Annotated in this window: 13 protein-coding genes and 1 pseudogene; 7 read left to right on the plus strand and 7 right to left on the minus strand. The window is 69.5% G+C overall.

Features of this window, described 5'->3' with window-relative positions:
• The first annotated feature begins 3 nt into the window (after positions 1-3).
• Genes ACFZAX_RS00910 through ACFZAX_RS00920 form a run of 3 tightly spaced genes read left to right on the plus strand, consistent with a single transcriptional unit; the run spans position 4 to position 3,230 of the window.
• A complete protein-coding gene (locus tag ACFZAX_RS00910) occupies positions 4-972 on the plus strand; it encodes an ABC transporter permease subunit (RefSeq protein WP_390957750.1) in 969 nt (322 codons plus the stop codon).
• A gap of 5 nt (positions 973-977) precedes the next feature.
• A complete protein-coding gene (locus ACFZAX_RS00915) occupies positions 978-1,841 on the plus strand; it encodes an ABC transporter permease subunit (protein ID WP_390957751.1) in 864 nt (287 codons plus the stop codon).
• Between the two features lie 9 nt (positions 1,842-1,850).
• Entirely contained in the window at positions 1,851-3,230 is a 1,380-nt protein-coding gene (locus tag ACFZAX_RS00920) for a GH1 family beta-glucosidase (protein WP_390957753.1), read from the plus strand.
• A 116-nt stretch (positions 3,231-3,346) separates the two neighbouring features.
• Here ACFZAX_RS00920 and ACFZAX_RS00925 read toward each other — a convergent pair whose 3' ends face one another.
• The 3 genes and pseudogenes from ACFZAX_RS00925 to ACFZAX_RS00935 form a co-directional block, all read right to left on the minus strand.
• On the minus strand, positions 3,347-4,222 hold the full coding sequence (locus tag ACFZAX_RS00925) for a phosphotransferase family protein (RefSeq protein WP_390958389.1): 876 nt from the start codon (positions 4,220-4,222) through the stop codon (positions 3,347-3,349).
• 293 nt (positions 4,223-4,515) lie between these two features.
• Positions 4,516-7,230 carry an aconitate hydratase AcnA gene (gene acnA / locus ACFZAX_RS00930; RefSeq protein ID WP_390957754.1) on the minus strand — a complete coding sequence of 905 codons (2,715 nt, stop codon included), beginning with the start codon at positions 7,228-7,230 and terminating at the stop codon, positions 4,516-4,518.
• Positions 7,231-7,632: 402 nt separating this feature from the next.
• Positions 7,633-8,180, minus strand: a pseudogene (locus ACFZAX_RS00935) (GNAT family N-acetyltransferase).
• Positions 8,181-8,350: 170 nt separating this feature from the next.
• On the opposite strand from ACFZAX_RS00935, the gene ACFZAX_RS00940 reads away from it, so the two are divergent.
• A complete protein-coding gene (locus tag ACFZAX_RS00940) occupies positions 8,351-9,727 on the plus strand; it encodes a tetratricopeptide repeat protein (RefSeq protein ID WP_390957755.1) in 1,377 nt (458 codons plus the stop codon).
• Positions 9,728-10,345: 618 nt separating this feature from the next.
• On the opposite strand, the gene ACFZAX_RS00945 is transcribed toward ACFZAX_RS00940, so the two are convergent.
• Together ACFZAX_RS00945 and ACFZAX_RS00950 are read right to left on the minus strand one after the other, a co-directional pair.
• Positions 10,346-11,305 (minus strand): pyridoxal-phosphate dependent enzyme, encoded by a 960-nt coding sequence (locus tag ACFZAX_RS00945; RefSeq protein WP_390958390.1) that lies wholly within the window; start codon positions 11,303-11,305, stop codon positions 10,346-10,348.
• Positions 11,306-11,431: 126 nt separating this feature from the next.
• The gene (locus tag ACFZAX_RS00950) at positions 11,432-11,797 is read right to left on the minus strand and encodes a hypothetical protein (protein WP_390957757.1); all 366 of its coding nucleotides are present in this window, start codon (positions 11,795-11,797) and stop codon (positions 11,432-11,434) included.
• A gap of 191 nt (positions 11,798-11,988) precedes the next feature.
• On the opposite strand from ACFZAX_RS00950, the gene ACFZAX_RS00955 reads away from it, so the two are divergent.
• From ACFZAX_RS00955 to ACFZAX_RS00965, 3 genes are all read left to right on the plus strand, one after another.
• Positions 11,989-13,518 (plus strand): UDP-N-acetylglucosamine 1-carboxyvinyltransferase, encoded by a 1,530-nt coding sequence (locus tag ACFZAX_RS00955; RefSeq protein WP_390957759.1) that lies wholly within the window; start codon positions 11,989-11,991, stop codon positions 13,516-13,518.
• Positions 13,519-14,534: 1,016 nt separating this feature from the next.
• On the plus strand, positions 14,535-19,670 hold the full coding sequence (locus ACFZAX_RS00960) for a DUF6531 domain-containing protein (RefSeq protein ID WP_390957761.1): 5,136 nt from the start codon (positions 14,535-14,537) through the stop codon (positions 19,668-19,670).
• A gap of 12 nt (positions 19,671-19,682) precedes the next feature.
• Positions 19,683-20,075 (plus strand): hypothetical protein, encoded by a 393-nt coding sequence (locus ACFZAX_RS00965; protein ID WP_014153392.1) that lies wholly within the window; start codon positions 19,683-19,685, stop codon positions 20,073-20,075.
• Between the two features lie 327 nt (positions 20,076-20,402).
• Here the strand turns inward: ACFZAX_RS00965 and ACFZAX_RS00970 are convergent, their stop codons facing one another.
• A complete protein-coding gene (locus ACFZAX_RS00970) occupies positions 20,403-21,632 on the minus strand; it encodes an MFS transporter (protein ID WP_390957763.1) in 1,230 nt (409 codons plus the stop codon).
• Positions 21,622-22,941: a condensation domain-containing protein gene (locus tag ACFZAX_RS00975; RefSeq protein ID WP_390957765.1), complete on the minus strand. Its 1,320-nt coding sequence runs from the start codon at positions 22,939-22,941 to the stop codon at positions 21,622-21,624. Before ACFZAX_RS00975 ends, ACFZAX_RS00970 begins: the two co-directional genes overlap by 11 nt.
• Position 22,942: the final 1 nt, after the last annotated feature.

The following is a 22,942-nucleotide window of genomic DNA, read 5'->3' on the forward strand; positions in this document are numbered from 1 at the left end:
AACATGTCTTCAACCGCTGCTTCCGCACCCGCTGCCGCGTCCGGGGCGTCCGCCCCCGCGGCGGTCCCCGCGGCCAAGAGCCCGAAGCCGGGCTCGCTGGGGCGCCGCCGCACCCTGGCCCAGTGGGGGTTCATCGCCCCCGCCGTCGTCTTCATGCTGCTGTTCTTCGGCTACCCGCTCGTCCGCAACGTCGTGATGAGCTTCCAGCACTACACGCCGTCCACCTTCTTCACGGGTGAGGCCCCCTTCAACGGGTTCGACAACTGGAAGAACGTCTTCCAGGACGACCTGTTCGGCAAGGCGCTGTGGCAGACCATCCTCTTCACGATCGGCTCGCTGATCGGGCAGTTCTGCATCGGTCTCGCCCTCGCGGTGTTCTTCAACCGCCGCTTCCCGCTCAACGGGATCCTGCGGTCGCTGATCCTGCTGCCCTGGCTGGTTCCGATGGTCGTGTCCGGTGTCGTCTGGCGCCGCATCCTCGACCAGGACACCGGCGTGCTCAACTCCTTCCTCGGCCTGTTCGGCGCCGGAGACACCCCCTGGCTGAGCAGCACCGGCATGGCGCTGATCTCGGTCATCATGGTGAACATCTGGATCGGCATCCCGTTCAACATGGTGATCCTCTACGGCGGCCTGCAGGAGGTCCCGAAGGAGATGTACGAGGCGGCCTCGCTCGACGGCGCCTCCGCCTGGCGCCAGTTCCGCTCCATCACCCTGCCGCTGCTGAAGCCGGTCATCACCGTGGTGCTGGTGCTCGGCTTCATGTCGACCGTCAAGATCCTTGACCTGGTCCTCGCCCTGACCGACGGCGGCCCCGCCGACTCCACCCAGACCCTGGGCACCCTGACGTACCAGAACTCCTTCGCCCAGCTGGACTTCGGCGCGGGCGCGGTGGTCGGCAACATCCTGATCCTGATCTCCGCCGTCTTCGCGGTGTTCTACCTGCGGGCCAACCGCAACGAGGGGAAGTGAACGGCATGGCGACCACCACTCCCGCCGTTTCGGCCCGCACTCCGGGCAGCCCGGCCGAGAACCGGCCGAAGCGCCGCTGGGGCGCGACGATCATCGGCATCGTCATCCTCTGCGTGATGCTCTTCCCGCTCTACTGGATGGTCAACACGGCGCTCCAGCCGGAGTCCGGTCTGCTGGAGGTCTCCCCGGTCCCGCACAGCCTGGACTTCTCGGGCTTCAGCTCCGCGTTCAAGGAGCAGGGCGGCCACCTGCTGACCTCGCTCGGCGTCGCGCTCGGCGCCGTGGTCATCTGCCTCGCGTTCTCGGCGCCGGCCGCCTACGGGCTCGCCCAGTTCAAGCTGCGCGGCACGAAGACCGTCGTGTTCGGCACCCTGATCACGCAGATGGTCCCCGGCATCGTCATCGCCAATGCCCTGTACAGCGCCTACGTGGACCTCGGGCTGGTCAACTCGTACGCCGGTCTGATGCTGGCGGACGCCTCGCTGGGCATCCCGTTCGCGATCGTGCTGATGCGCTCGTTCATGGTCGCGATCCCGCGCGAGGTCATCGAGGCGGCCGAGGTCGACGGCGCGGGCAAGTTCCGCACCTTTGTCCAGGTCGTTCTGCCGATGAGCCGCAACTCCCTGATCACCGCTGGACTGTTCTCGTTCCTGTATGCCTGGAGCGACTTCATGTTTGCCCTCACACTGAACACAACGGACGACGTGAAGCCGATCACCCTCGGCATCTACCAGTACATCGGTGCGCACGTCGGAGACTGGGGCTCGGTCATGTCCGCGGCGGTGCTGTCGGCGATCCCGGCGGCCGTGCTGCTCGTCCTGTCCCAGAAGTACATCGCTGCCGGGATCACCGGCGGCTCGGTCAAGTAAGGGCTTTTCATGAGTGAGTTCCCTGTCTTCCCTCCGGGTTTCGTGTTCGGTGCGGCCACCGCGTCGTACCAGATCGAAGGCGCGGTGGCCGAGGACGGCCGCGGCCCCTCGATCTGGGACACCTACAGCCACACGCCGGGACGTACGGACGGCGGCGACACGGGTGACGTGGCCTGCGACCACTACCACCGCTACCCCGAGGACGTGGCGCTCCTGCGCGACCTGGGCGTGGACTCGTACCGTTTCTCCATAGCCTGGCCGCGCATCCAGCCGACCGGCAGTGGCCCGGCCAACGCCAAGGGCCTGGACTTCTATTCGCGTCTGGTCGACAACCTCCTCGAAGCGGGCATCGAGCCGGCCGCCACCCTCTACCACTGGGACCTTCCGCAGGCCCTGGAGGACAAGGGCGGCTGGCGGGTCCGCGAGACGGCGGAGCGCTTCGGCGAGTTCACCTCGATCGTGGCCGAGCACCTGGCCGACCGGGTGCCGCGCTGGATCACCCTCAACGAGCCCTGGTGCAGCGCCTTCCTCGGCTACTCCGTCGGCCGGCACGCCCCGGGCGCCAAGGAGGGCACCGGCGCGCTGGCCGCCGCGCACCATCTGCTGGTCGGCCACGGTCTGGCCATGAAGGCGCTGCGCGCCGCGGGCGTCCGCGACGCGGGCATCACCCTCAATCTGGACCGCAACCTCCCGGCGGCCGACACCGACGCGGACCGCGGTGCGGTGCTCCGCGCGGACACCCAGCACAACCTGGTGTGGACCGAGCCGATCCTCGCGGGCCGTTACCCGGCGAGCGACGAGGAGACCTGGGGCGAGCTGATCACCGGCCAGGACTTCCGCCTCGACGGCGACCTGGAGCTGATCTCCCAGCCGCTCGACTTCCTGGGCATCAACTACTACCGGCCGATCGTCGTCGCCGACGCCCCGTACCGCGAGGCCGACCCGGCGCTGCGGGTGGCGACCGACAACCGGCTCCGCGAGACGGAGTACCCGGACGTCCGCCGCACCGCGATGGGCTGGCCGGTCGTGCCGGAGACCTTCACCGATCTGCTGACGGATCTGAAGAAGACCTACGGCGACGCCCTGCCGCCCATCCACATCACGGAGAACGGCTCGGCCGAGTACGACACCGTCGACGCGGACGGCGCCGTGCACGACACGGACCGCGTCGAGTACCTGCGCGACCACCTGACGGCGCTCAAGGCCGCCATGGACGCCGGGGTGGAGGTCCAGGGCTACTACGTCTGGTCGCTGCTGGACAACTTCGAATGGGCCCTCGGGTACGCGAAGCGGTTCGGGATCATCCGGGTCGACTACGACACCCAGGAGCGCACCCCGAAGGACAGCTACCGCTGGTACCAGGAGCTGATCAAGGCGCACCGGAAGTAGGGGCTTCCTCTCCGGTCCCGGTCGGGCCGGGCCTCCGAACGGGGTCGTCCCGCGTGTGCTGAACACGCGGGGCGGCCCCGTTTCCCGTATGCCCTGTGCCCTGCGGCGGCGGGGATTCAGGGACGGACCAGCTCCAGCGCCTGCTTGAGGTTGTACTCGGCGATGCCCGCCATGAAGGCCCGGTCGGGGAAGTCCCCGTCGAGCAGGCGCAGCGGGCCCGCCGTCAGCGAGAGCCGCTGGGCGAGCAGGTAAAGCGCGAGCCGGTCCTCGTCCAGATCGTCCGCCTCCAGCGGCTTGTAGGCCTCGTGCAGGCGGATGCGCAGGAACACGTGCTCCCACTCGACGTCGAAGTACATCACCCCCTCGATGTCGATCACCACGGGGTTGCCGTCCACGTCCACCCGCACGTGGTCGGGGCCAAGTTCGCCGTGGACGACCGCGTACCGCGCGCGCGGCCGCACCGCCGACGCCAGGCCGAGCAGCCGCTCCTCCAGCCGGTCGCGGGCGTCGGCGACCCGGGGGTCGCGCGAGGCGGCCTCGGTGAGGTCGCGCAGCGCGCGGGCGAGGACGACCTCCTCGCACGAGGACCCGCGCGAGGTTCCACCGCCGTCCACCACGGCCACCTTGCCGTACGCCGGTGCCCGGTGGCCCCGCATCGCCGTCAGCGACTCCGCGAGCCGGTCCATGACCGGACCGGCCGCGTGCCGGTCGCGCGCCAGCAGCTCTTCCAGGCTCTCCCCCCGGAGGTCCTCGACGATCGCGAGACCGCCCCCGCCGTGGGCGCCGTCGCGGTCGAGGAGGCGGAGCGCCGGGACGCGGACGCCGAGGGCGTCCAGACGCGCGTGCGCTGCGTGGAACAGATCGATCCCGAGGCCGGGCGAGAACGGGTCGGTGAGGTCGTCGTCGCCCTCGGCGGCGGGCCAGTAGTTCTCGGCCTCGTCCCACAGGTAGGCGACCGCCGTCGTCGCGTCGTCCATGAGCAGGCGGTACACGCCCTTCTTGCTGCCGCCCGTGACCCGCTCGACCGCCTCCAGCCTCCGCGCTCCGCCCAGTACGGCCCGCGCCGCGCCCGCCAGCCGCTCCCGTATCGACCGCTCCTGTGCCACTGTGCCGGGTTCCACGTTCCGACCGCCTCTCCGCCGCGGCGTCGGCCGCGGCAACCGGCGCGCACCCTACGGGAGATCGACAGGGACGCGGAAGGGGCCGCACCCCCGCCGGACTCTCGTCCGGGGTGGTGCGGCCCCTTCGTCGGCTTCACGCGGCGCGCGGTGCGTGCCGCTCGGGCCTACTTGCGGATCAGGCTGCGGAGCACGTACTGCAGGATGCCGCCGTTGCGGTAGTAGTCGGCCTCGCCGGGCGTGTCGATGCGGACGACGCCGTCGAACTCGACACCGGTGTCGGTGGTGACCTTGACGGTGCGCGGGGTGGTGCCGTCGTTCAGCACGGTCACGCCGGTGAAGGAGAAGGTCTCCTCGCCGGTGAGACCGAGGGTCTCGGCGGTGTGGCCCTCCGGGAACTGCAGCGGCAGGACGCCCATGCCGATGAGGTTCGAGCGGTGGATGCGCTCGTACGACTCGGCGATGACGGCCTTGACGCCCAGCAGCGCGGTGCCCTTGGCGGCCCAGTCGCGGGACGAGCCGGAGCCGTACTCCTTGCCCGCGAGGATGACCAGCGGGGTGCCGGCGGCCTGGTAGTTCTGGGAGGCGTCGTAGATGAACGACACGGGGCCGTCGGCCTGCGTGAAGTCGCGGGTGAAGCCGCCCTCGGTGCCCGGCGCGATCTGGTTGCGCAGGCGGATGTTGGCGAACGTGCCGCGGATCATGACCTCGTGGTTGCCACGGCGCGAGCCGTAGGAGTTGAAGTCACGACGCTCGATGCCGTGCTCCGTGAGGTACTTGCCGGCCGGGGTGTCGGCCTTGATCGCACCGGCCGGGGAGATGTGGTCGGTGGTGACCGAGTCGCCGAGCTTGGCGAGCACCCGGGCGCCGGTGATGTCCTCGACCGGGGTCGTCTCCATCGTCATGCCCTCGAAGTACGGGGGCTTCCGGACGTAGGTGGACTCGGAGTCCCACTCGAAGGTGTTGCCGGTCGGGATCGGCAGCGCCTGCCACTGGGCGTCGCCCGCGAAGACGTCCTGGTAGGACTTGTTGAACATGTCCTCGCCGATGGAGTTGGCGACGACGTCGTTCACCTCGGCCTCGGACGGCCAGATGTCCGCCAGGAAGACGGGCTTGCCTTCCTGGTCGACGCCGAGGGCGTCCTTGGTGATGTCGACCTTCATCGAACCGGCGATGGCGTACGCGACGACCAGCGGCGGGGACGCCAGGTAGTTCATCTTGACGTCGGGGTTGATCCGGCCCTCGAAGTTGCGGTTGCCGGAGAGCACCGAGGTGACGGCCAGGTCGTGCTCGTTGACCGCCTTGGAGACCTCTTCCGGCAGCGGGCCGGAGTTGCCGATGCAGGTGGTGCAGCCGTAGCCGACGAGGTTGAAGCCGACCTTGTCGAGGTACGGCGTCAGGCCCGCCTTGTCGAAGTAGTCGGTGACGACCTTCGAGCCCGGGGCGAGGGTGGTCTTGACCCACGGCTTGCGGGTCAGGCCCTTCTCGACCGCCTTCTTCGCCACGAGCGCCGCGGCGACCATGACGTACGGGTTCGAGGTGTTGGTGCAGGAGGTGATCGCGGCGACGGTGACGGCGCCGTGGTCGATCTCGTACGTGGTGCCGTCGGGGGCCGTGACCGTGGTCGGGTTCGACGGGACGCCGTTGGAGGCGGCCGGGGCGTCGGAGGCCGGGAAGGACTCCTTGCCCGACTCCTCGTCGTCCGAGACGTAGTTGCGCACGTCCTGGGCGAACTGCGCCTTGGCGTCGGCGAGGACGATGCGGTCCTGCGGGCGCTTCGGGCCGGCGATGGAGGGGACGACCGTGGAGAGGTCGAGCTCCAGCTTCTCGGAGAAGTCCGGCTCGGCGGCCGGGTCCAGCCAGAGGCCCTGCTCCTTGGCGTACGCCTCGACGAGCGCGACCTGCTGGGCGTCACGGCCGGTCAGACGCAGGTAGTTCAGCGTCTCGTCGTCGATCGGGAAGATCGCGGCGGTGGAGCCGAACTCCGGCGACATGTTGCCGATGGTGGCGCGGTTGGCCAGTGAGGTGGCGGCGACGCCCTCACCGTAGAACTCGACGAACTTGCCGACGACGCCGTGCTTGCGCAGCATCTCGGTGATCGTGAGGACGAGGTCGGTGGCGGTGGTGCCGGCCGGCAGCTCGCCGGTCAGCTTGAAGCCGACGACGCGCGGGATGAGCATGGAGACCGGCTGGCCGAGCATCGCGGCCTCGGCCTCGATGCCGCCGACGCCCCAGCCCAGCACGCCGAGGCCGTTGACCATCGTGGTGTGCGAGTCGGTGCCGACGAGGGTGTCGGGGTACGCCTGGCCGCCACGGACCATGACCGTACGGGCCAGGTGCTCGATGTTGACCTGGTGCACGATGCCGGTGCCCGGGGGGACGACCTTGAACTCGTCGAAGGCGGTCTGGCCCCAGCGCAGGAACTGGTAGCGCTCCTTGTTGCGGCCGTACTCCAGCTCGACGTTCTGGGCGAACGCGTCGTTGGTGCCGAACTTGTCGGCGATGACGGAGTGGTCGATGACCAGCTCGGCCGGGGCCAGCGGGTTGATCTTCGCCGGGTCGCCGCCGAGCTCCTTCACGGCCTCACGCATGGTGGCGAGGTCCACGACGCAGGGAACGCCGGTGAAGTCCTGCATGATCACGCGGGCCGGCGTGAACTGGATCTCCTGGCTCGGCTGGGCCTGGGAGTCCCAGCCGCCCAGCGCCCGGATGTGGTCGGCGGTGATGTTCGCGCCGTCCTCGGTGCGGAGGAGGTTCTCCAGCAGCACCTTCAGGCTGTACGGGAGGCGAGCGGAGCCCTCCACCTTGTCCAGCCGGAAGATCTCGTACGACTCGTCGCCCACGCGCAGCGTGCTGCGGGCGTCGAAGCTGTTCGCCGACACGACAGTCTCCTTCATCAATGTGCGCGTACTACCGCGCCGCGCCTCACTCACGGCGGGCGCCGTGTGGTGCCGCCTACGACCTCTCGCCGATCCGCTAAGGTAAGGATTAGTTAGGTAACCCTTACCGAACGGCGGCTGCGGTGCGCCTCGGCAGATATCTCGATGTCGAGATAACTCTAGTACATCGCCGTCGAACGGTCATGCCCGGGCGCCCGTGTTCACCGGGTGCCCGATCCCGGCGTCCCCTCGCGTTCGGCCCGGAAACCGGCACCCGCCGGTCGAGGCCGACGCCGGACCCGGTCGTTCCGGTCCCGTCGGCGGTGACGATCCGCCGTCCTGCCCGGACCCGGCGGCCGGCACCCGATCCCGGGACCGTTCCGGAGGCGAAGCCCCGGCCCGCGCTCAGCCGGACGCCCCGGCCGGGGACGACACGCCGAACCACTGCTCCGCGCCCCACTCCTCGAACCGCCCCACCTCGGTGAACCCCAGCTTCGCCGCGAGGCGCATCGAGCGGTCGTTGGCCGTCCGGGTGCAGAGCACCACGGCTCGCCGGGAAACGCCCCGGCGAACCAGCGGAGGGCAGCGGCGCACGCCTCGGCGGCATATCCGCTCCCCCACGCCTCCGGCAGGAGTATGTAGCCGAGCTCGGCCTCCCCGGCGTCCGGACCGAGGTGTCCCGGACGCTCCGCGTCACGCCGGTCGAGCGAGACCGTGCCGATCATCGCTCCGCCGAGATCGATCACGAAAAGGCCGGGGCGACGGCCGGGCAGTTCCGGCACCGCGCGTTCGAGCTCGTCACGGGGCCGAGGCCCACCGAGGTGCGTGCGCACCTCCGGCGAGGCGAACAACTCGACGAACGCCGCACGGTCGCGGGGCTCGGACTCGCGGAGCACGAGCCGCTCGGTCCGAATCGGGGCAGGCGGCCAGGGGACGGGTCCCAACGCAGTCATGACGGGCAACCTACCGGCCGCCCAGGAGTGTGATCCGGCTGAGAGGTCCCGGGCTGGAGATCCTAAGCGCTTGCCGGGAAATAACCTGCGGGTTCTGCGACCTGCGCTCGCAGGTCAGCGCACTGTTGGCCCACATGTTGTTCTCCGGCAAGCCCTTAGGGTGCGGGACCATGGACACTGCTGAGCTCGAACGTCAGATCCGGACCCTGTCCGGATGCATACCTCCGGCGGTGGTCACCCGCCTCCTCGAACTCGGCCACGAGGGAGCAGTGGAGCTCCAGGCCGGTCGCGGCGAGTGGTTCTGCGCACGGGAGTGGGCGCGGCTGCTCGGAGCGCGGGGAGAGCGCGAGCGGGCACTGGAGACACTCGCCCCCTATGTCGCGACAGGCTGGTGGCCGGCCGCCCAGGTCCGGGCCGAGCTGCTGGAGGGCTGGGGAAGGGCCGAAGAGGCGATTGCGCTGTGCCGCCCGTACGCGGACACCGGGGACAGGATCGTCCTGGACTTCCTCGCCCGCCTCCTGGCCCGCCACGGCCGGGGCGCCGAGGCGTTCGCACTGCTGCGGCCCGGAATCGAGGACTGGTTCCTCGCGGACTGCCTGGTCGACGTCGCCGCAGCCGCAGGCAGCGACGAGGAGGCCGCGGCACTGCTGGAGGCCCGGGTGGAAGCGACCGTCCCGGCCTGCGACGACCCCGACTGCGGGAACGTCCGGACGGACCCGTGGAACGCGCTCTCCCTGCTCGCAGCGGTGCGGGAACGGCAGGGCAGGATCGAGGAGGCGATCGCCCTGCTGCAGCGACGGAGCATCACCTCGGTCAACGACCGCGACGCGCTGGCCGACCTGCTGGCCAGGCACGACAGGATCGACGAACTGCGCGCGTACGCCGCCGTGGAGGACCATGGGCACGCCGCGAAGCGCCTGGCCGAAGTGCTGGAGCGGCACGACGACGTGGAGGGGGCGATCGGCGCCTACCGGACGTTCGCCGCCGAGTCCGGCGGCATGGGGCACGTGGCCTTCCCCCTGTCCCGACTCCTGGTCCGGCAGGGGCGGGGCGAGGAGGCGATCGAAGTGGTTCGCGAGCTCGCCGACCGGCCCGGCGGCGCGGACGACTGGGTCGTCGACATCCTGTGCGACCTCTACGCCGACCAGGGCCGTCCGCGCGACGGTCTGGCGTACCTCGACGCCGTCAAGGCGCGCCACGGCTCCAGGGAGGACTGGGACTTCTTCCGCATGCGACTCCCGCTCATGGCCGGCTGCGGCCTGCTCGACGAAGCGATCGAGCAGGCCCGTGCGCACCCCGAGGGCGGTAGCTGGTACGCGGCTCTGTCCCTGTCGGACCTGCTCGCCGACGCGGGCCGGACCGAGGAAGCCGTGACGGTGCTCGAACAGCACCCGGCCTCCAACGCCTCACGGCGCGCGGAGCACCTCATTCGCCTCGGCCGTATCGAGGAAGCGGTGGAAATCCTCCAGCGACGCCCGCAGACCGGACCACCCGAACCGATCGACGCGCCCTGGGCCGACGCCTTCACCGCCGAACCACCCTTCTGACACTGTCACCTCGGCCCGGCTCACCGGTGCACGCCGCGGCGGGACTCCCGTGAGAACCCGAACTCCCCGCCGCACCAGGCTTTTCCGCCCGTGTCCAAGGTTCCGCCATGGCAGTCCCCGAGCTCATCCCCATCGCCCGCGAGCCCGGCCACCGCACCGGGACCTGGGGCGGTACGCGGAAGGCCGGTCCTTCGCTTCGATCACCTATGCCTTCCCGGCCGGGGTCGGGCGCGGGGACGGGTGGGAGGAGAACAAACGGCTCTACGCCGTGCTCCGCCGTTTCGGCTCTGGGGGCCGGCACGTCGGCTCGGACGTCCGGTGCGCGGGCACGTGGGCCGAGCAGCAGCGGCGCCCCTGCGGCGCGGACTCCGTCCCCTCCCGGGCGGAGGGACGGATGGCGGCGCTTCTCGACGGCCTTTCCCGGCGCGAGTACGGGGACATCGCCATCCGTCCGTTCCGGCCGGCCGCTGACGGCGTGGTCTTCGGCCCGGTCACCGAACGCCACGAGGACGGCGAAGGCGAGAACGACCGGGCCGAGCTCCACCCCGGTCGCCTCGGTTTCTCCGCCCCTTGGGGCGGTCGGTACGCCACCTGGCGCCACTGGCCGGGCCCGTACGGTCAGCGCAGACCGAAGCGCTCGGCCCAGGCGGTCATGTCGGCGGCGGACGCATTGCCTCCGCAGACCACCAGGCCGATCCTGGCACCCCCGCCGACGCGCTCCAGCACCTGGCGTGCTGCGGGCAGCAGGCATCCGGCGGCGGGCTCGGCCCAGAGCTTCGCGTGGTCGGCCAGGTCGAGAACGCCCTGCACGGCCTCGGCGTCGGTCACCGTGAGGACGTCGGTGACCAGGGCCGAGACATGCTCGTAGGTGAGCTGCGAGGCGCTGGGGGCGCTCAGGGTCGAGACGATCGACGACAGCTTGACCGGCACCGGTCCGCCGGAGGCCAGGGCCGCCGACATGGCTCGCGCGCCCTCGGTCTCCACGCCCCAGACCCGTACACCGGGACGGCGCGCGTGCAGCGCGGTGGCGATCCCGGCGATGAGCCCCCCGCCGCCGATGCTGACGAGTACGTCGGTGAGCTCCCCGGCGTCCTCCGCGAGCTCCAGGCCGACCGTGCCCTGCGCGGCGATGACGACGGGGTCGTCGAAGGGGTGGACCAGGGTGAGCCCCTTGGCCCGGAACTCGTCCACGAGGGCGAACGCGTCGTGCATGGTGTCGGCGAGGACGACGCTCGCCCCGGAGGCCTCGGCGATGTCCACGGCGCGGCCGGGGGCGGACCGCGGCATGACCACGGTCGCCTCGATGCCCAGCGCGCCGGCCATGACCGCGACCGCGATGCCGTGGTTGCCGCCGCTCACCGCCACGACGCCGACGGCCCGTTGTGCCCCGCCGAGCGTGAGCAGCTTCGCGGTCGCGCCGCGCGCCTTGAAGGAGCCGGTGCGCTGCAGGAGTTCCAGTTTCGCGGTGACGGGCGCGCCCAGGAGTGCGGACAGCCCGGGGCTCGGCACCGTCGGGGTCCGTACGACATGGCCGGCGATCCGTTCGGCCGCGGCTTCCACGTCCGGGACAGTGATCAGCACGTTCGCCCTCCGTCGGATGGTCCCGGGCCGGGGTGACCGGGTTCCGCATCCTACGCCGCCCGTACCCCGGTCGCCCCGGTGGTCTTCGGCCCGCCGCCGCCCGTCCGCCGTCACCCCAACGGCTCAGCCCGGCGTACGGTCCGGGACCGCCCCGGCGACCGCATCCCCGGCCCCATCTCCGATCGCCTCCCTGATCCGCCGCCCGAGCCGCCGCTCGTCGGCCGGGGAGCGGCGCAGCACGCCGTTCTCGGCCATCAGGGCGTGGAACTGCTGCTCGGCGTACGGAACGCCGGGCGGCAACCCGGCGACGTGCCAGTGGACGTGCGCGTTGCCCGCCGGGGCGAGCACCGCCGGGGCCGGCACCGCCGGGGCGGGCACCGCCGGGGCGCTGCCGCAAGCCGGCGGGCCGTGCCGAGGCCCGGCGGCCCGGGACACGGGCGACGCGAATCCGCCGGCGTCCCCGTGCTGGGCGGGTGGCCATGCGTTCATGGAGCGTTCGTGCAACCCTGACGGCGGGTCACGTTCACCCCTTGGGCGGCGGTTCCCCCGCGGCGGGGACCCGGAATCCCGGGCGGGCCCGTCCCGGTGCCACGGACGGCCGTGCGACACCCTTGTCACCATTTCACCCGAACGCCCCGCCCGAACGTACGCACATCTCATATGTGAGATAGCCTGCCGACATGTCAGACGACTACCTCGTACGCATCGGCAAGCTCATCCGTGACGCCCGTCAGCACCGGGGCTGGACACAGACGCAATTGGCCGAGGCTCTCGCCACCAGCCAGAGCGCCGTCAACCGCATCGAGCGCGGCAACCAGAACATCAGCCTTGAGATGATCGCCCGCATCGGCGAGGCTCTCGACAGCGAGATCGTGTCGCTCGGGTACGCCGGGCCCATGCACCTGCGGGTCGTCGGCGGCCGACGGCTCTCGGGCGCCATCGACGTCAAGACGAGCAAGAACGCCTGCGTCGCCCTGCTCTGCGGCTCTCTCCTCAACAAGGGCCGCACCGTGCTGCGCCGCGTGGCCCGCATCGAAGAGGTCTTCCGGCTCCTGGAGGTCCTCAACTCCATCGGTGTCCGCACCCGCTGGATCAACGACGGCGTGGACCTGGAGATCGTGCCGCCCGCACGGCTGGACATGGAGGCGATCGACGCCGACGCCGCGCGCCGCACCCGTTCGATCATCATGTTCCTGGGCCCGCTGCTGCACCGCATGGACCAGTTCAAGCTGCCGTACGCCGGCGGCTGCGATCTCGGGACCCGCACGATCGAGCCGCACATGATCGCGCTGCGCCGCTTCGGCCTGGAGATCGCGGCGACGGACGGCCTCTACCACGCGCAGATCGACCACACGGTCACCCCCGGCCGCCCCATCGTGCTGACCGAGCGCGGCGACACGGTGACCGAGAACGCGCTGCTCGCCGCCGCCCGGCACGACGGCACCACCGTCATCCGCAACGCGTCCTCCAACTACATGGTCCAGGACCTCTGCTTCTTCCTGGAGGCCCTGGGCGTACGGGTGGACGGGGTCGGTACGACGACGCTGACCGTCCACGGCGTGCCGCAGATCGACGTGGACGTCGACTACTCCCCCTCCGAGGACCCGGTCGAGGCGATGAGCCTGCTGGCCGCGGCCGTCGTGACGGAGTCGGAGCTGACGATCCGCCGGGTGCCGATCGAGTTCCTGGAGATCGAGCTCGCCGTACTGGAGGAGATGGGCGTGGACTGCGCCCGTACCACCGAGTACGCGGCGGACAACGGCCGTACCCGGCTGGTGGACCTCACCGTGCGGCCCTCCAAGCTGGAGGCGCCGATCGACAAGATCCACCCGATGCCGTTCCCCGGCCTGAACATCGACAACGTGCCGTTCTTCGCGGCCATCGCCGCCTCCGCGCACGGCCAGACGCTGATCCACGACTGGGTCTACGACAACCGCGCCATCTACCTGACCGACCTCAACCGCCTCGGCGGCCGCCTCCAGCTCCTCGACCCGCACCGCGTCCTCGTGGAGGGTCCGACCCGCTGGCGCGCCGCCGAGATGATGTGCCCGCCGGCACTCCGTCCGGCTGTCGTCGTGCTGCTCGCGATGATGGCGGCCGAGGGGACCTCCGTACTCCGCAACGTCTACGTGATCAACCGCGGTTACGAGGAGCTGGCGGAGCGGCTCAACTCGGTCGGGGCGCAGATCGAGATCTTCCGGGACATCTGAAAGCCTGCAAAAGTGACACCGTCACACCCCTTCTGAGCTGCACAAATGCGAGTCGAGGCGGGGTGTGACGGAGTCCCTGGGACTTTTCTGGGACTTTGAACCAGGAGCGACGTCTTCCGTGCACCGCGCTCTTCATTGGGAGTCATCGAAAAGATGTCGGCCTGAGCACGCGACACAAAAGCCCAGGTCAGAGACCACTCCCTCAGCTCGCTGTCCTACGTGCGGCTGCCTGGAGCGTCAAACAAGCACCATGGCCGACAGCCGGCGAACGGGCCGCCCAAGGCATGTCACCCATCGGGTCCACCCCGCCGGCTCCGGCCGCCAGCCCACCGATCCCTTCAGCACCTTGCCGTCGACGGTGATCGCTCGGCGCATCCGACCCTGTCCCCAGCCGCCTCGCGCCGGCCCATGGGGTAGGCACCGACCGCCCGGCCGGGGGCGTCACCAAAGACAGTTGACAGCACCCGGCCGCCCACGGCCCGAGAAGCCACAGCGCCACTCAAAGCTCCAGTCGACAGCAGGCAAGGCCCGCGAACGAGGCGTATCTTTCGCTCCCCCGCCAGCCGCCACAACCACGCCGGCCTCCGGACAGAAACCCAGGCTTGGCCGACAGCTCTCCGGGTGTTCAACTACCGCCTCCAGGACAGGACGGCGTGTTCACGCCAATCGCCCACCGTGGGACGCCCGGTTGACCCCGTGACCAGGGGACACTCCGGGCACCGTTCGGCGCTACACGTCGGAATCCAGCCCCACCCCCCGTCGTGCGTTAGTTCGATCCGCTTTTGGATCAAGCATCACCCCGACTCTTTTCACGACTTACTCACGGGTGATGCACTGTGCGCACACAAGCGCGAAGACTCCTCACGACACTCCTGGCTCTGGCTCTCCTGGCTGTCGCAGGGGTCATCCCCTCCTGGGCCTCCCCAGGAGGCCAACAGACCTCCATACCCCCATCGGCTGCCATACGGACGGCCGCGGCGAGAACCGCGAAAGACCTCCCGAAGCCGCCCAAGGCCATGACGCTGGCCGAAAGACGCCAGCAGGTGAAGCGGGACCGGGACGAGCTGTCGCCCGTGCACAACTACATCGACCCGCGCGCAGAAAAGCCGACCGGCACACCGCACCCCCGTCCCACCGAGCCCGCCGAGCGGGGCCCGGCCGCCGGCAAGTTGGCATCGCCCTTCGGCGCGCAGGCAACGGGAAATCCGTCTTGGGTCAGCGCGTACGCCACCGCCTACCCGGCAATGCTGTCGATCGGCGGGCAACTGCAGCTGCCGACGGGCACGACGGCATCCCAGGTGTCCGGGATGTGGCTCTATGTCCGCGACGAGGCGGGGAACTACGTCCACCAGCAGGAGATCAAGCGCGCCACCGGTGACCCTTCGGGCCGCTATCTCGACAACGGTGCCTGGTGCTACGGGTGGTGGCCGAGCAACGCCTATCCCGCCGACCAGTGCTTCTGGTGGAGCGGCAGCACGCTCGGGGGGCATCTCGAGGACGGTAAGAAGTACTACGCCTGGATCTTCCTCACCGGCACGGACGGGTCTTCGAGTCCGGGCGGAACCACCTCGCCGCTGGTGGAAGCCTTCTACACGCCCGACATCCCTGGAGCGCAGGCGGGCATCTGTACTTGCTATGCGCAGGCTCACCGTGCGGACCCGGTCAACACGGCGACCGGCATGTTCTTCGAACAGCTCACCGACGCGTCCCTGGTCGGCCCAGGTGTGCCCTTTGCCCTGGAGCGGACGTACCGTTCCGACTCGACCGTAGCGGGCCTGCTGGGACGCGGCTGGGCGACACCGTTCGACTCGAAGCTCACAGTCGCGACGGGAAAGGTCACCTACCGGGCGGACGACGGGGCGTCGTTCGTGTTCACGCAGAACAGCGACGGGACGTACAAAGCTCCGGCCGGGTCGGCGGCCAAGCTGGTCAAAGGCACCGATGCCTACATCCTGACCACGCCCGACCACACCAAGCGGACCTTCACCAGCGGTGGTCAGCTCGTTTCCGTCGTGGACAAGGCAGGAAAGGGGCTGAACCTGACGTACGTGTCCGGCAAGCTCGCCTCCGTCAAGGACGCCGCCGGACGCACGACGACGTTCACGGTCGGCACGGACGGACTCCTGACCAAGGTGGCCCTGCCGGACACGACGTCGGTGTCCTACGGCTACACCGGTGGTCTGCTGACCTCGGTGACCGATCCCGCCGGAAAGACCTCTTCCTATACGTATGACGCGAACAATCGGCTGTCGTCCTACACCGACCCCGCAGGCGGCAAGGTCAGCAACACCTACGACACCGCAGGCCGGATCACTTCCCAGACCGACCAGAACAGCAAGACGACCACGTTCACCTGGGACGGCCGTCGCGAGTCGCACACCACGGCGCCCGACGGCGGCGTGTGGACCGACGTGTACTCCGGCAACGTCCTCATGTCGACCATCGACCCGTACGGCAAGAGCATCACCTACGACTACGACCGCAATCTGCGGCCCGTGGGCATCACAGACCAGCGCGGCAACACCACGTCGATGACGTACGACAGCGCCGGCCGCATGCTCACGCGCAGTTCGCCGTCGGGGCTCGGCTACAAGGAGATCTGGACGTACGACTCCTCGGGCAACATCACCAGCCATACCGACGGCCGCGGCAACAAGACGACCTACGCGTACAACACGTCCAACCAGCTGACGACCACCACCGACCCGCTCGGCGGCACCACCGTCTACACGTACACGACGCTCGGCGCCATCCAGACGGTGAAGACGCCGCGGGGCAAGGTCACCACGTACGGCTACGACACAGCCGGGAACCGCACGTCGGTGACCACGCCCCTGGGTGAGAAGGCGACGTTCACCTACGACGCGGCCGGGCGGATCCTGACGAAGACGGACCCGCGTGGCAACGCCACCAGCGCCGACCCCACCGCCTACACGACGACGTACGCCTACGACGGGCGAGGGCTGCTCAGCTCGGCCACCGACCCGCTGGACCGCACCACGACCTACACCTACAACGGTGCGGAACAGCTCCTCACCGCGAAGAACCCCGACGGCGACACCACTGCATTCGCCTACGACGACGCCGGGCACCTGACCCGAACGACAGACCCGGCGGGCACGTTCATCACCCGCACCTACAGCGCCGCCGGACACCTCGCCTCCGAGACGGACGCCGCCGGCAACAAGACCACCTACACCTACGACAAGGTGGGACGCCTGCTCACCAGCGTCTCGCCGCGCGGCAACGTCACAGGCAACGACCCGGCCGCCCACACCACGAACTACGCCTACGACGCCGCAGGGAACAGCACCAAGGTCACCGGCCCCACCGGCGCGTTCACCACCACGACCTACGACGCGATCAACAGGCCACTGGTGAACACCGACCAGCTGGGCCACACCACCGCCTACACGTACGACGCCAACGACAACGTCACCAAGGTCACCGACGCCGCAGGCAAGACGATTCTCTCCGTCTACGACAAGAACAACCAGCTGACCAGCAGCACCAACCAGCTGAGCAAGACCACCACCTACACCTACGACGCCGACGGGCACCTGCTCAGCAACACTTCACCCCTGGGCAACAAAGAGAGCTGGACCTACGACGACGACGGCCGCCAGGCCACCGCCGTCGACCCACGCGGCAACGCGACCGGCGCCTCCCCCGCCCAGTACACCACCACCTACGACTACGACCCGTCGGGCAACCCGACCACCGTCACCGACCCGCTCGGCAACGCGACCAGGACCGAGTACGACGCCGTCGGCAACGTCACCCGAAGCACGGACGCCGACCAGCGCGCCACCACCTACAGCTATAACAAGCTCGACCAGCTGACCACCGTCACCGCTCCCGGCGGCGCGGCCACCACCTACGGCTACGACACGGTCGGCAACATGACCGGTCGCACCGACGCCAACAGCCATGTCACCACTTACGGTTACGACGCGGCGCACCGCCTGACGTCGGTCACCGACCCGCTGGACCGGGCGACGACGTACGCGTACGACGCGGACAGCAATCCGGTGAAGGTGACGACGCCCCGCGGCTCAACGACCCGGACGTACGACGTCCGCGGCCTGGTCACCAAGATCGACTACTCGGACGGCACGCCGGACGTCACCTTCGGCTACGACGACGCCGGACAGATGACCGCCCGCGCCAACGCGAGGATCTCCGAGGACTTCGTCTACAGCACGGTCGGCGACCTCACCAAGACCCGCGGCTTCGCCTACACCTACGACGCCGCCGGGCAGATGCTCACCCGCAAGTACTCCGACGGCAACACCATCGGCTACACCTACGACAACGACGGCCGCACCGCCACGATGACGGCCGACGGTGCCACCACCACCTACACCTCGGACGCTGCCGGCAACCTCACCAAGACAGCGCTGCCCAACACGGAGACAGAGGAGCGCACCTACGACCGGGCGGGCCGCGTCACCGCCGTCACCTCCGCCAAGGCGGGCACGACGGTCACCAGGACCGCACTGACCCTGTCGGCGGCCGGCCTGCCCACCCGCGTCGACGTCACCCGGGCCGGAGTCGGCACCGGCGGCTACGACCAGACCTACGACACCGCGGGCCGCCTCACCTCCGGCTGCTACCCCCAGCCCTGGATCACCGGCTGCGCCGCCACCCGCACCACGTCCTACACCTACGACAAGGTCGGCAACCGCCTGACCTCCACCCTCGGCGCGACGTCCACCAGTTTCGCCTACGACGACGCCGACCAGCTCACCTCCACCACCGCCGGTGCCACCACCACCGCGTACGAGTACGACGCGGAAGGCAACCAGACAAAGGCCGGCGCCAACACCTTCACCTACGACCTGGCCGGACAGATCTCCGCCGCCACCGTGGCAGGTGCCACCTACGCCTACGACCACGACGCCAGTGGCAACCAGGTCGCGACGCTCAAGGACGGCGCGGTCACCAGCCGCACCCAGTGGGACCCCAACGCCCCCCTGCCGATCCTCGCCACCGAGTACGACAGCGCCTGGACCGTCAAGCAGTCGTACCGCTACGACCCCCTCGGCCAGCCCGCAGCCACCAAAACCGGCACGGGCGCGGTCTTCTACTACCACCACGACACCCAGGGCTCCCCGCTCGACGTCACCAGCAGCACCGGCACCCTCCACCAGCGCTGGGCCTACGACCCCTACGGCACCCGCGTCCTGGGCACCGTCACCGGAGGCGCACCCTCAAGCACCCCCTCCTACACCGGCGCCCGCTACGAGACCACCACCGGCAACCTCGACCTCCACGCCCGCCAGTACACCCCGGCCACCGGCCGCTTCACCAGCACCGACCCGGCGCCCCGAGGCGCCTCGACCCCCTACATGTCCCCGTACGCCTACGCCGACAACCAGCCCACCCTGCTCACCGACCCCAGCGGTCTCACCCCCGAAGACCCCAACAGCCCGGGAGCGATCCTCGGCGACTTCGGCTCGGGCTTCCTCCAGGGGCTGAAGGCACCCTTCCAGTTCCTCGGAGACGCCTACGACGCCGTCACCGGCCAGAACGGCGGCGCCGGCGCCTTCCTCGACAAGTACCTCCCCGTCCGCCCCGCCTACCGCCTCTACCGCGCCGAGTACATGCTCCGCCAACAAGGCTGCGACGCACTCGCCGACCTCTACGCCGAAGCAGCCGACGAACTCACCCAACAGCTCGCTGTCACCGGACTCGGAGGACTGACCGGGTGGCGGCGAAGTGTGTACGAGACCGAGACGTCCATCATGAAATCTGGGGGTCTGGGGCCGAAGCGCGGCAAGCTCGACCTCAGTGCCAAGGCGTTCAACGACGCCGAAGGGCGCATCGCCGAACTCCTCGTGTCCGAGGGCAAGAACGTGAAGGCACTCAAGGAATCGACCGTGCCAGGAGTGAGGACCGCCGACTCCGAAGTGAACGGGGTGCCGACGGAGTTCAAGAGCTTGGTTCCGGGAGCCGCCGCAAACACGGTGAAGAACCAGTTGAACTCGGCGAAGGGCCAGGCCAGGCATGCCATCATCGACGCACGCGCGAGCGGACTGAGTGAGTCAGCGGCACAAGAGGGGCTGGGTAAGTTCCTGCGCAACAATCCGCCCGGACGGATGGACTTCATCCGCATAGTCGGCGACGGCTACGACATCACCTACCCCTGAGGGAGCTGAACTGTGACCTCCCACCACAGCATCTTCATCCACCCCGGTCACCCTGTGGAAGCCCTCGTCGCAGACGTAGCGCTGGCTTGTGGGGGGAGGCTGCGGCGCGCCGTGAACGTGCCCGCGGATTACGTCGCAAGCCTGAGCGACGCAACACTTGAACTAGAAATGGAGCATGAGTACGAGGAGGACAAAGGCATCCCGTTCGAGCGCTACCAAGTTGTTCTGACTGTGCGGGAATCCAACAGCTCGATGGAGCAGGAAGCAGTCATCTCCCGACAGATCTTCCACGAACTCGCGACTCTGCGGCGGTACTGGCTGGTTCTCGTCTTCGACCTCCAGACAGTCATCGGCACGGCTGCTCCGCCTGGCCAGAGCGCATTCCCGTCTGCCAGAAAAGAATAACGGGGGTGGGGATGGATGGCAGTGCACTGCCATCCATCCCCGCAGAGGGAAATCGTCATACTCACCAGCACCCGTCTTGCCGCTGGTTACCAACCAGCGGCAGGTATCCCTGCCCACCCGGGGACCGCTCTTTGACCGACCTCAACTGTCTGCACCGCGGGACCCGAAAGCCCCGAGACCGGCCCGGGAAGACCTCGGCAACGGCTCAGGACAAAGGCCCACGTGCAGCCCAGTGAACGGTCGTGGGCTGCAGGGACCTCGACCACCAGTACCTCGAGCGGTGCCGACCGTCATGACTCCACGGTATGCAGGGCGGCGGCGCGTGTCCTATTCCACGGCGAGGCTCGGTCGGTTCAGGCCCGCCTTCCCCACCAGGCCGAACAAAGTCGACAGCCAGGCTATCCCCTGCACGAGCCCTGCGATGAGGAAGAGCACAGCCGGGGGGAAGGCGGCGACCATCCAGCCACCGAGCAGGGCGGCCGGGAGGATGGCGGTGAACGACATGGCCCGGTTGACCGCGACCACCCGGCCCATGTACTCGGCGTCCACGACCTTCTGCCGGTAGGTGAACCAGCCGACCACGATCAGCGAGGTCGCCGCTCCGGCAACGGCCCAGGCCGGGGCCAGTACCAGGACGTTCGCCGTCGTCATGGGCAGCAGCAGCGCCACCGCGAGTGCGCCCATCCCGACGGACAGCAGCGGGCCCTCGGCGAACCGGCGCATCAGGCGCGGGACCACGGCGGCGCCCGCCACCGCGCCCGCACCCTGGGCCGCCACGGTCAGGCCCAGGGCGAACTTGGACTGGCCGGTGACCTCCGTGACGACGTACACCAGGTTGGCCTCGACCGCGTGCACGGCGAAGTTGGTCAGCGTCAGCAGGATCGTGCCGGATCGCAGCACGGGGTCGGCGAACAGCAGCCGGAAGCCGGTCAGCAGGTCGGGGGTCAGGCCGCGCAACGCCTGGCGAAGGGGCGTCGTCAGGGTGGTGACCGGGGATGTGGCGGTGAGGACGATGCACAGGGCGGACAGGGCGAACGCCACCGCGTTGACCGTGCTGGCCGCCGCCGGGCCGAGGAAGGCGACCACGCTGATGCCGACGATCGGGCCGAGCATGTTCAGCAGGCTCTCGGAGCCCTGCACCCACGCGTTCATCACGGCCCGCCGCTCCTCGGGCACCCGGTCGACCAGGAAGCCCTGGAACGCCGGGAAGTAGAGCGGGCGCACGCACGACAGGGTGAACGCGGCGACGTAGACCGCTACCACGGGAGGCCGCTCCATCAGACAGAGCAGCGCGATCCCGCCGACCACCACCGAGGAACTCAGGTTGCAGCCGATCATGAGCTTGCGCCGGTCCATCCGGTCGGCGACCACCCCGCTGACCAGACCCACCAACACGTACGGCACGAATTCGAGCGCATAGGTGAAGGCGGCGAAGAACGCCGAACCGGTCAGGTCGAGCACCAGCAGGGGCAGGGCGAACCGGAACACCCATTCACCCGCTGTCGAAACGATGAACGCCGCTCGCAGCAGCGTTTCATCACGACGCTCAGGCAGCACCGGAGCCCCCCAGCGGCAGCAGCGGATCGGCCACGACCGCTTCCAGCAACTCCACGAGACGGTCGAGCAGACCTGAGATGAAGTCCGCGGACAGCCGGTCGGCCTGGTAGTACGCCGAGAGGGTCAGCTGTTCGGCGTCCGATTCGCCCACGAGCATGAGTTCGCTGCGGGGACGGAAGCCCTCGTCGGACAGCGGGAAGGGGGTGGTCGTGCTGGGTGCCAAGTCCAAACCTTGGCCGTGGAGTTGTGCGTAGAGCATGTTGAGCACCACGCCGATGGGCGCGTCAGGGTGGGCGTACTGGTCCGGGTTGAACGCCTTCACCAGTTCGGCGAAGGGAATCTCGCCGTGCTCCTGTGCGTCGAGGCTCGCCTCACGCACCCTCCGCAGCGCGTCACGGAAGGTGTCCGTGCCGGCCAGGTCGGTCCGTACCACGAGCAGTTCCGCGAGGGGAGCCACCAGGTTCTCGCGGCCCGCGGTCTCGCGGTTGTAGACGTTGACCGCCACCGCCTGGTCGTCGTTGCCGGTGCGCTCCCGCAGCGCCACGTAGAGCGCGCACAGAACGAGCATGAAGAGGGTGACCCGCTCGCGGGCGGCGAACCTCTGCACCTCGCGCACCAGCGTGGCGGGCAGCGAGCGGGTCGAGTAGCCCCCGGCCGGCTCGGCACCCGGGGCCTGCTTCGGCACGTCCAACCGGGGTATCGCCCCGGATCCGGCGAGCCGCTCGCGCCAGAAGGACATCATCCGGGCGCCGTTCTCGCCCGTCAGCAGGTCACGCTGGTCGCGTACGTAGTCCTGGTAGGCGTAGGCGGTCTCCGGCAGCTTGGGCTCCCGGCCGGCGTGGAGCGCGGAGTAGATCGCCGACAGTTCCTCCGTCAGGACGCCTCGTGCCCACCCGTCGACCACGAGGTGGTCGAAGGTCAGGACGACGAAATGGTCGTCCTCGGCCACGCGCACCACGCTCGCGCGCAGCCGCTCCGGCCGGTCGGCGGGCAGGGGGCGCTCCGCCTCGGTCCGGACGCGCTCCACCGCGCCCGCCTCGTCGTCCGCCCGGAACACCTCGCTGCGCACGGTGGTGACCGCGTGCAGGAGCTGGTCCCGCGGATTGGTGAAGCGGGTGCGCAGCGCCTCGTGCCGCTCGGCCAGCAGGGCCAGCGCCCGGTCGAGGACCGTCAGGTCCAACGGGCCGCGGACCCGGTACGCCTGCGGGATCGTGCGGATCGACGGCACGCCCAGGGCGCGGCTGCGCTCGTCCATCAGGAGTCTGCCCTCCTGGTAGCTGAGGGTGGGCAGCGGCAGCGGTGCGGACATG

Source organism: Streptomyces sp. NPDC008125, assembly GCF_042957125.1.
Taxonomy (GTDB): Bacteria; Actinomycetota; Actinomycetes; order Streptomycetales; family Streptomycetaceae; genus Streptomyces.

What these genes read in the sequence shown, in the direction of transcription:
- ACFZAX_RS00915 (WP_390957751.1), top strand. Translation starts at nt 978, where the DNA reads ATGGCGACCACCACTCCCGCCGTTTCGGCCCGCACTCCGGGCAGCCCG.
- ACFZAX_RS00975 (WP_390957765.1), bottom strand. Translation starts at nt 22,941, where the DNA reads ATGTCCGCACCGCTGCCGCTGCCCACCCTCAGCTACCAGGAGGGCAGA.
- ACFZAX_RS00940 (WP_390957755.1), top strand. Translation starts at nt 8,351, where the DNA reads ATGGACACTGCTGAGCTCGAACGTCAGATCCGGACCCTGTCCGGATGC.
- ACFZAX_RS00920 (WP_390957753.1), top strand. Translation starts at nt 1,851, where the DNA reads ATGAGTGAGTTCCCTGTCTTCCCTCCGGGTTTCGTGTTCGGTGCGGCC.
- ACFZAX_RS00955 (WP_390957759.1), top strand. Translation starts at nt 11,989, where the DNA reads ATGTCAGACGACTACCTCGTACGCATCGGCAAGCTCATCCGTGACGCC.
- ACFZAX_RS00910 (WP_390957750.1), top strand. Translation starts at nt 4, where the DNA reads ATGTCTTCAACCGCTGCTTCCGCACCCGCTGCCGCGTCCGGGGCGTCC.
- ACFZAX_RS00960 (WP_390957761.1), top strand. Translation starts at nt 14,535, where the DNA reads ATGACGCTGGCCGAAAGACGCCAGCAGGTGAAGCGGGACCGGGACGAG.
- ACFZAX_RS00950 (WP_390957757.1), bottom strand. Translation starts at nt 11,797, where the DNA reads ATGAACGCATGGCCACCCGCCCAGCACGGGGACGCCGGCGGATTCGCG.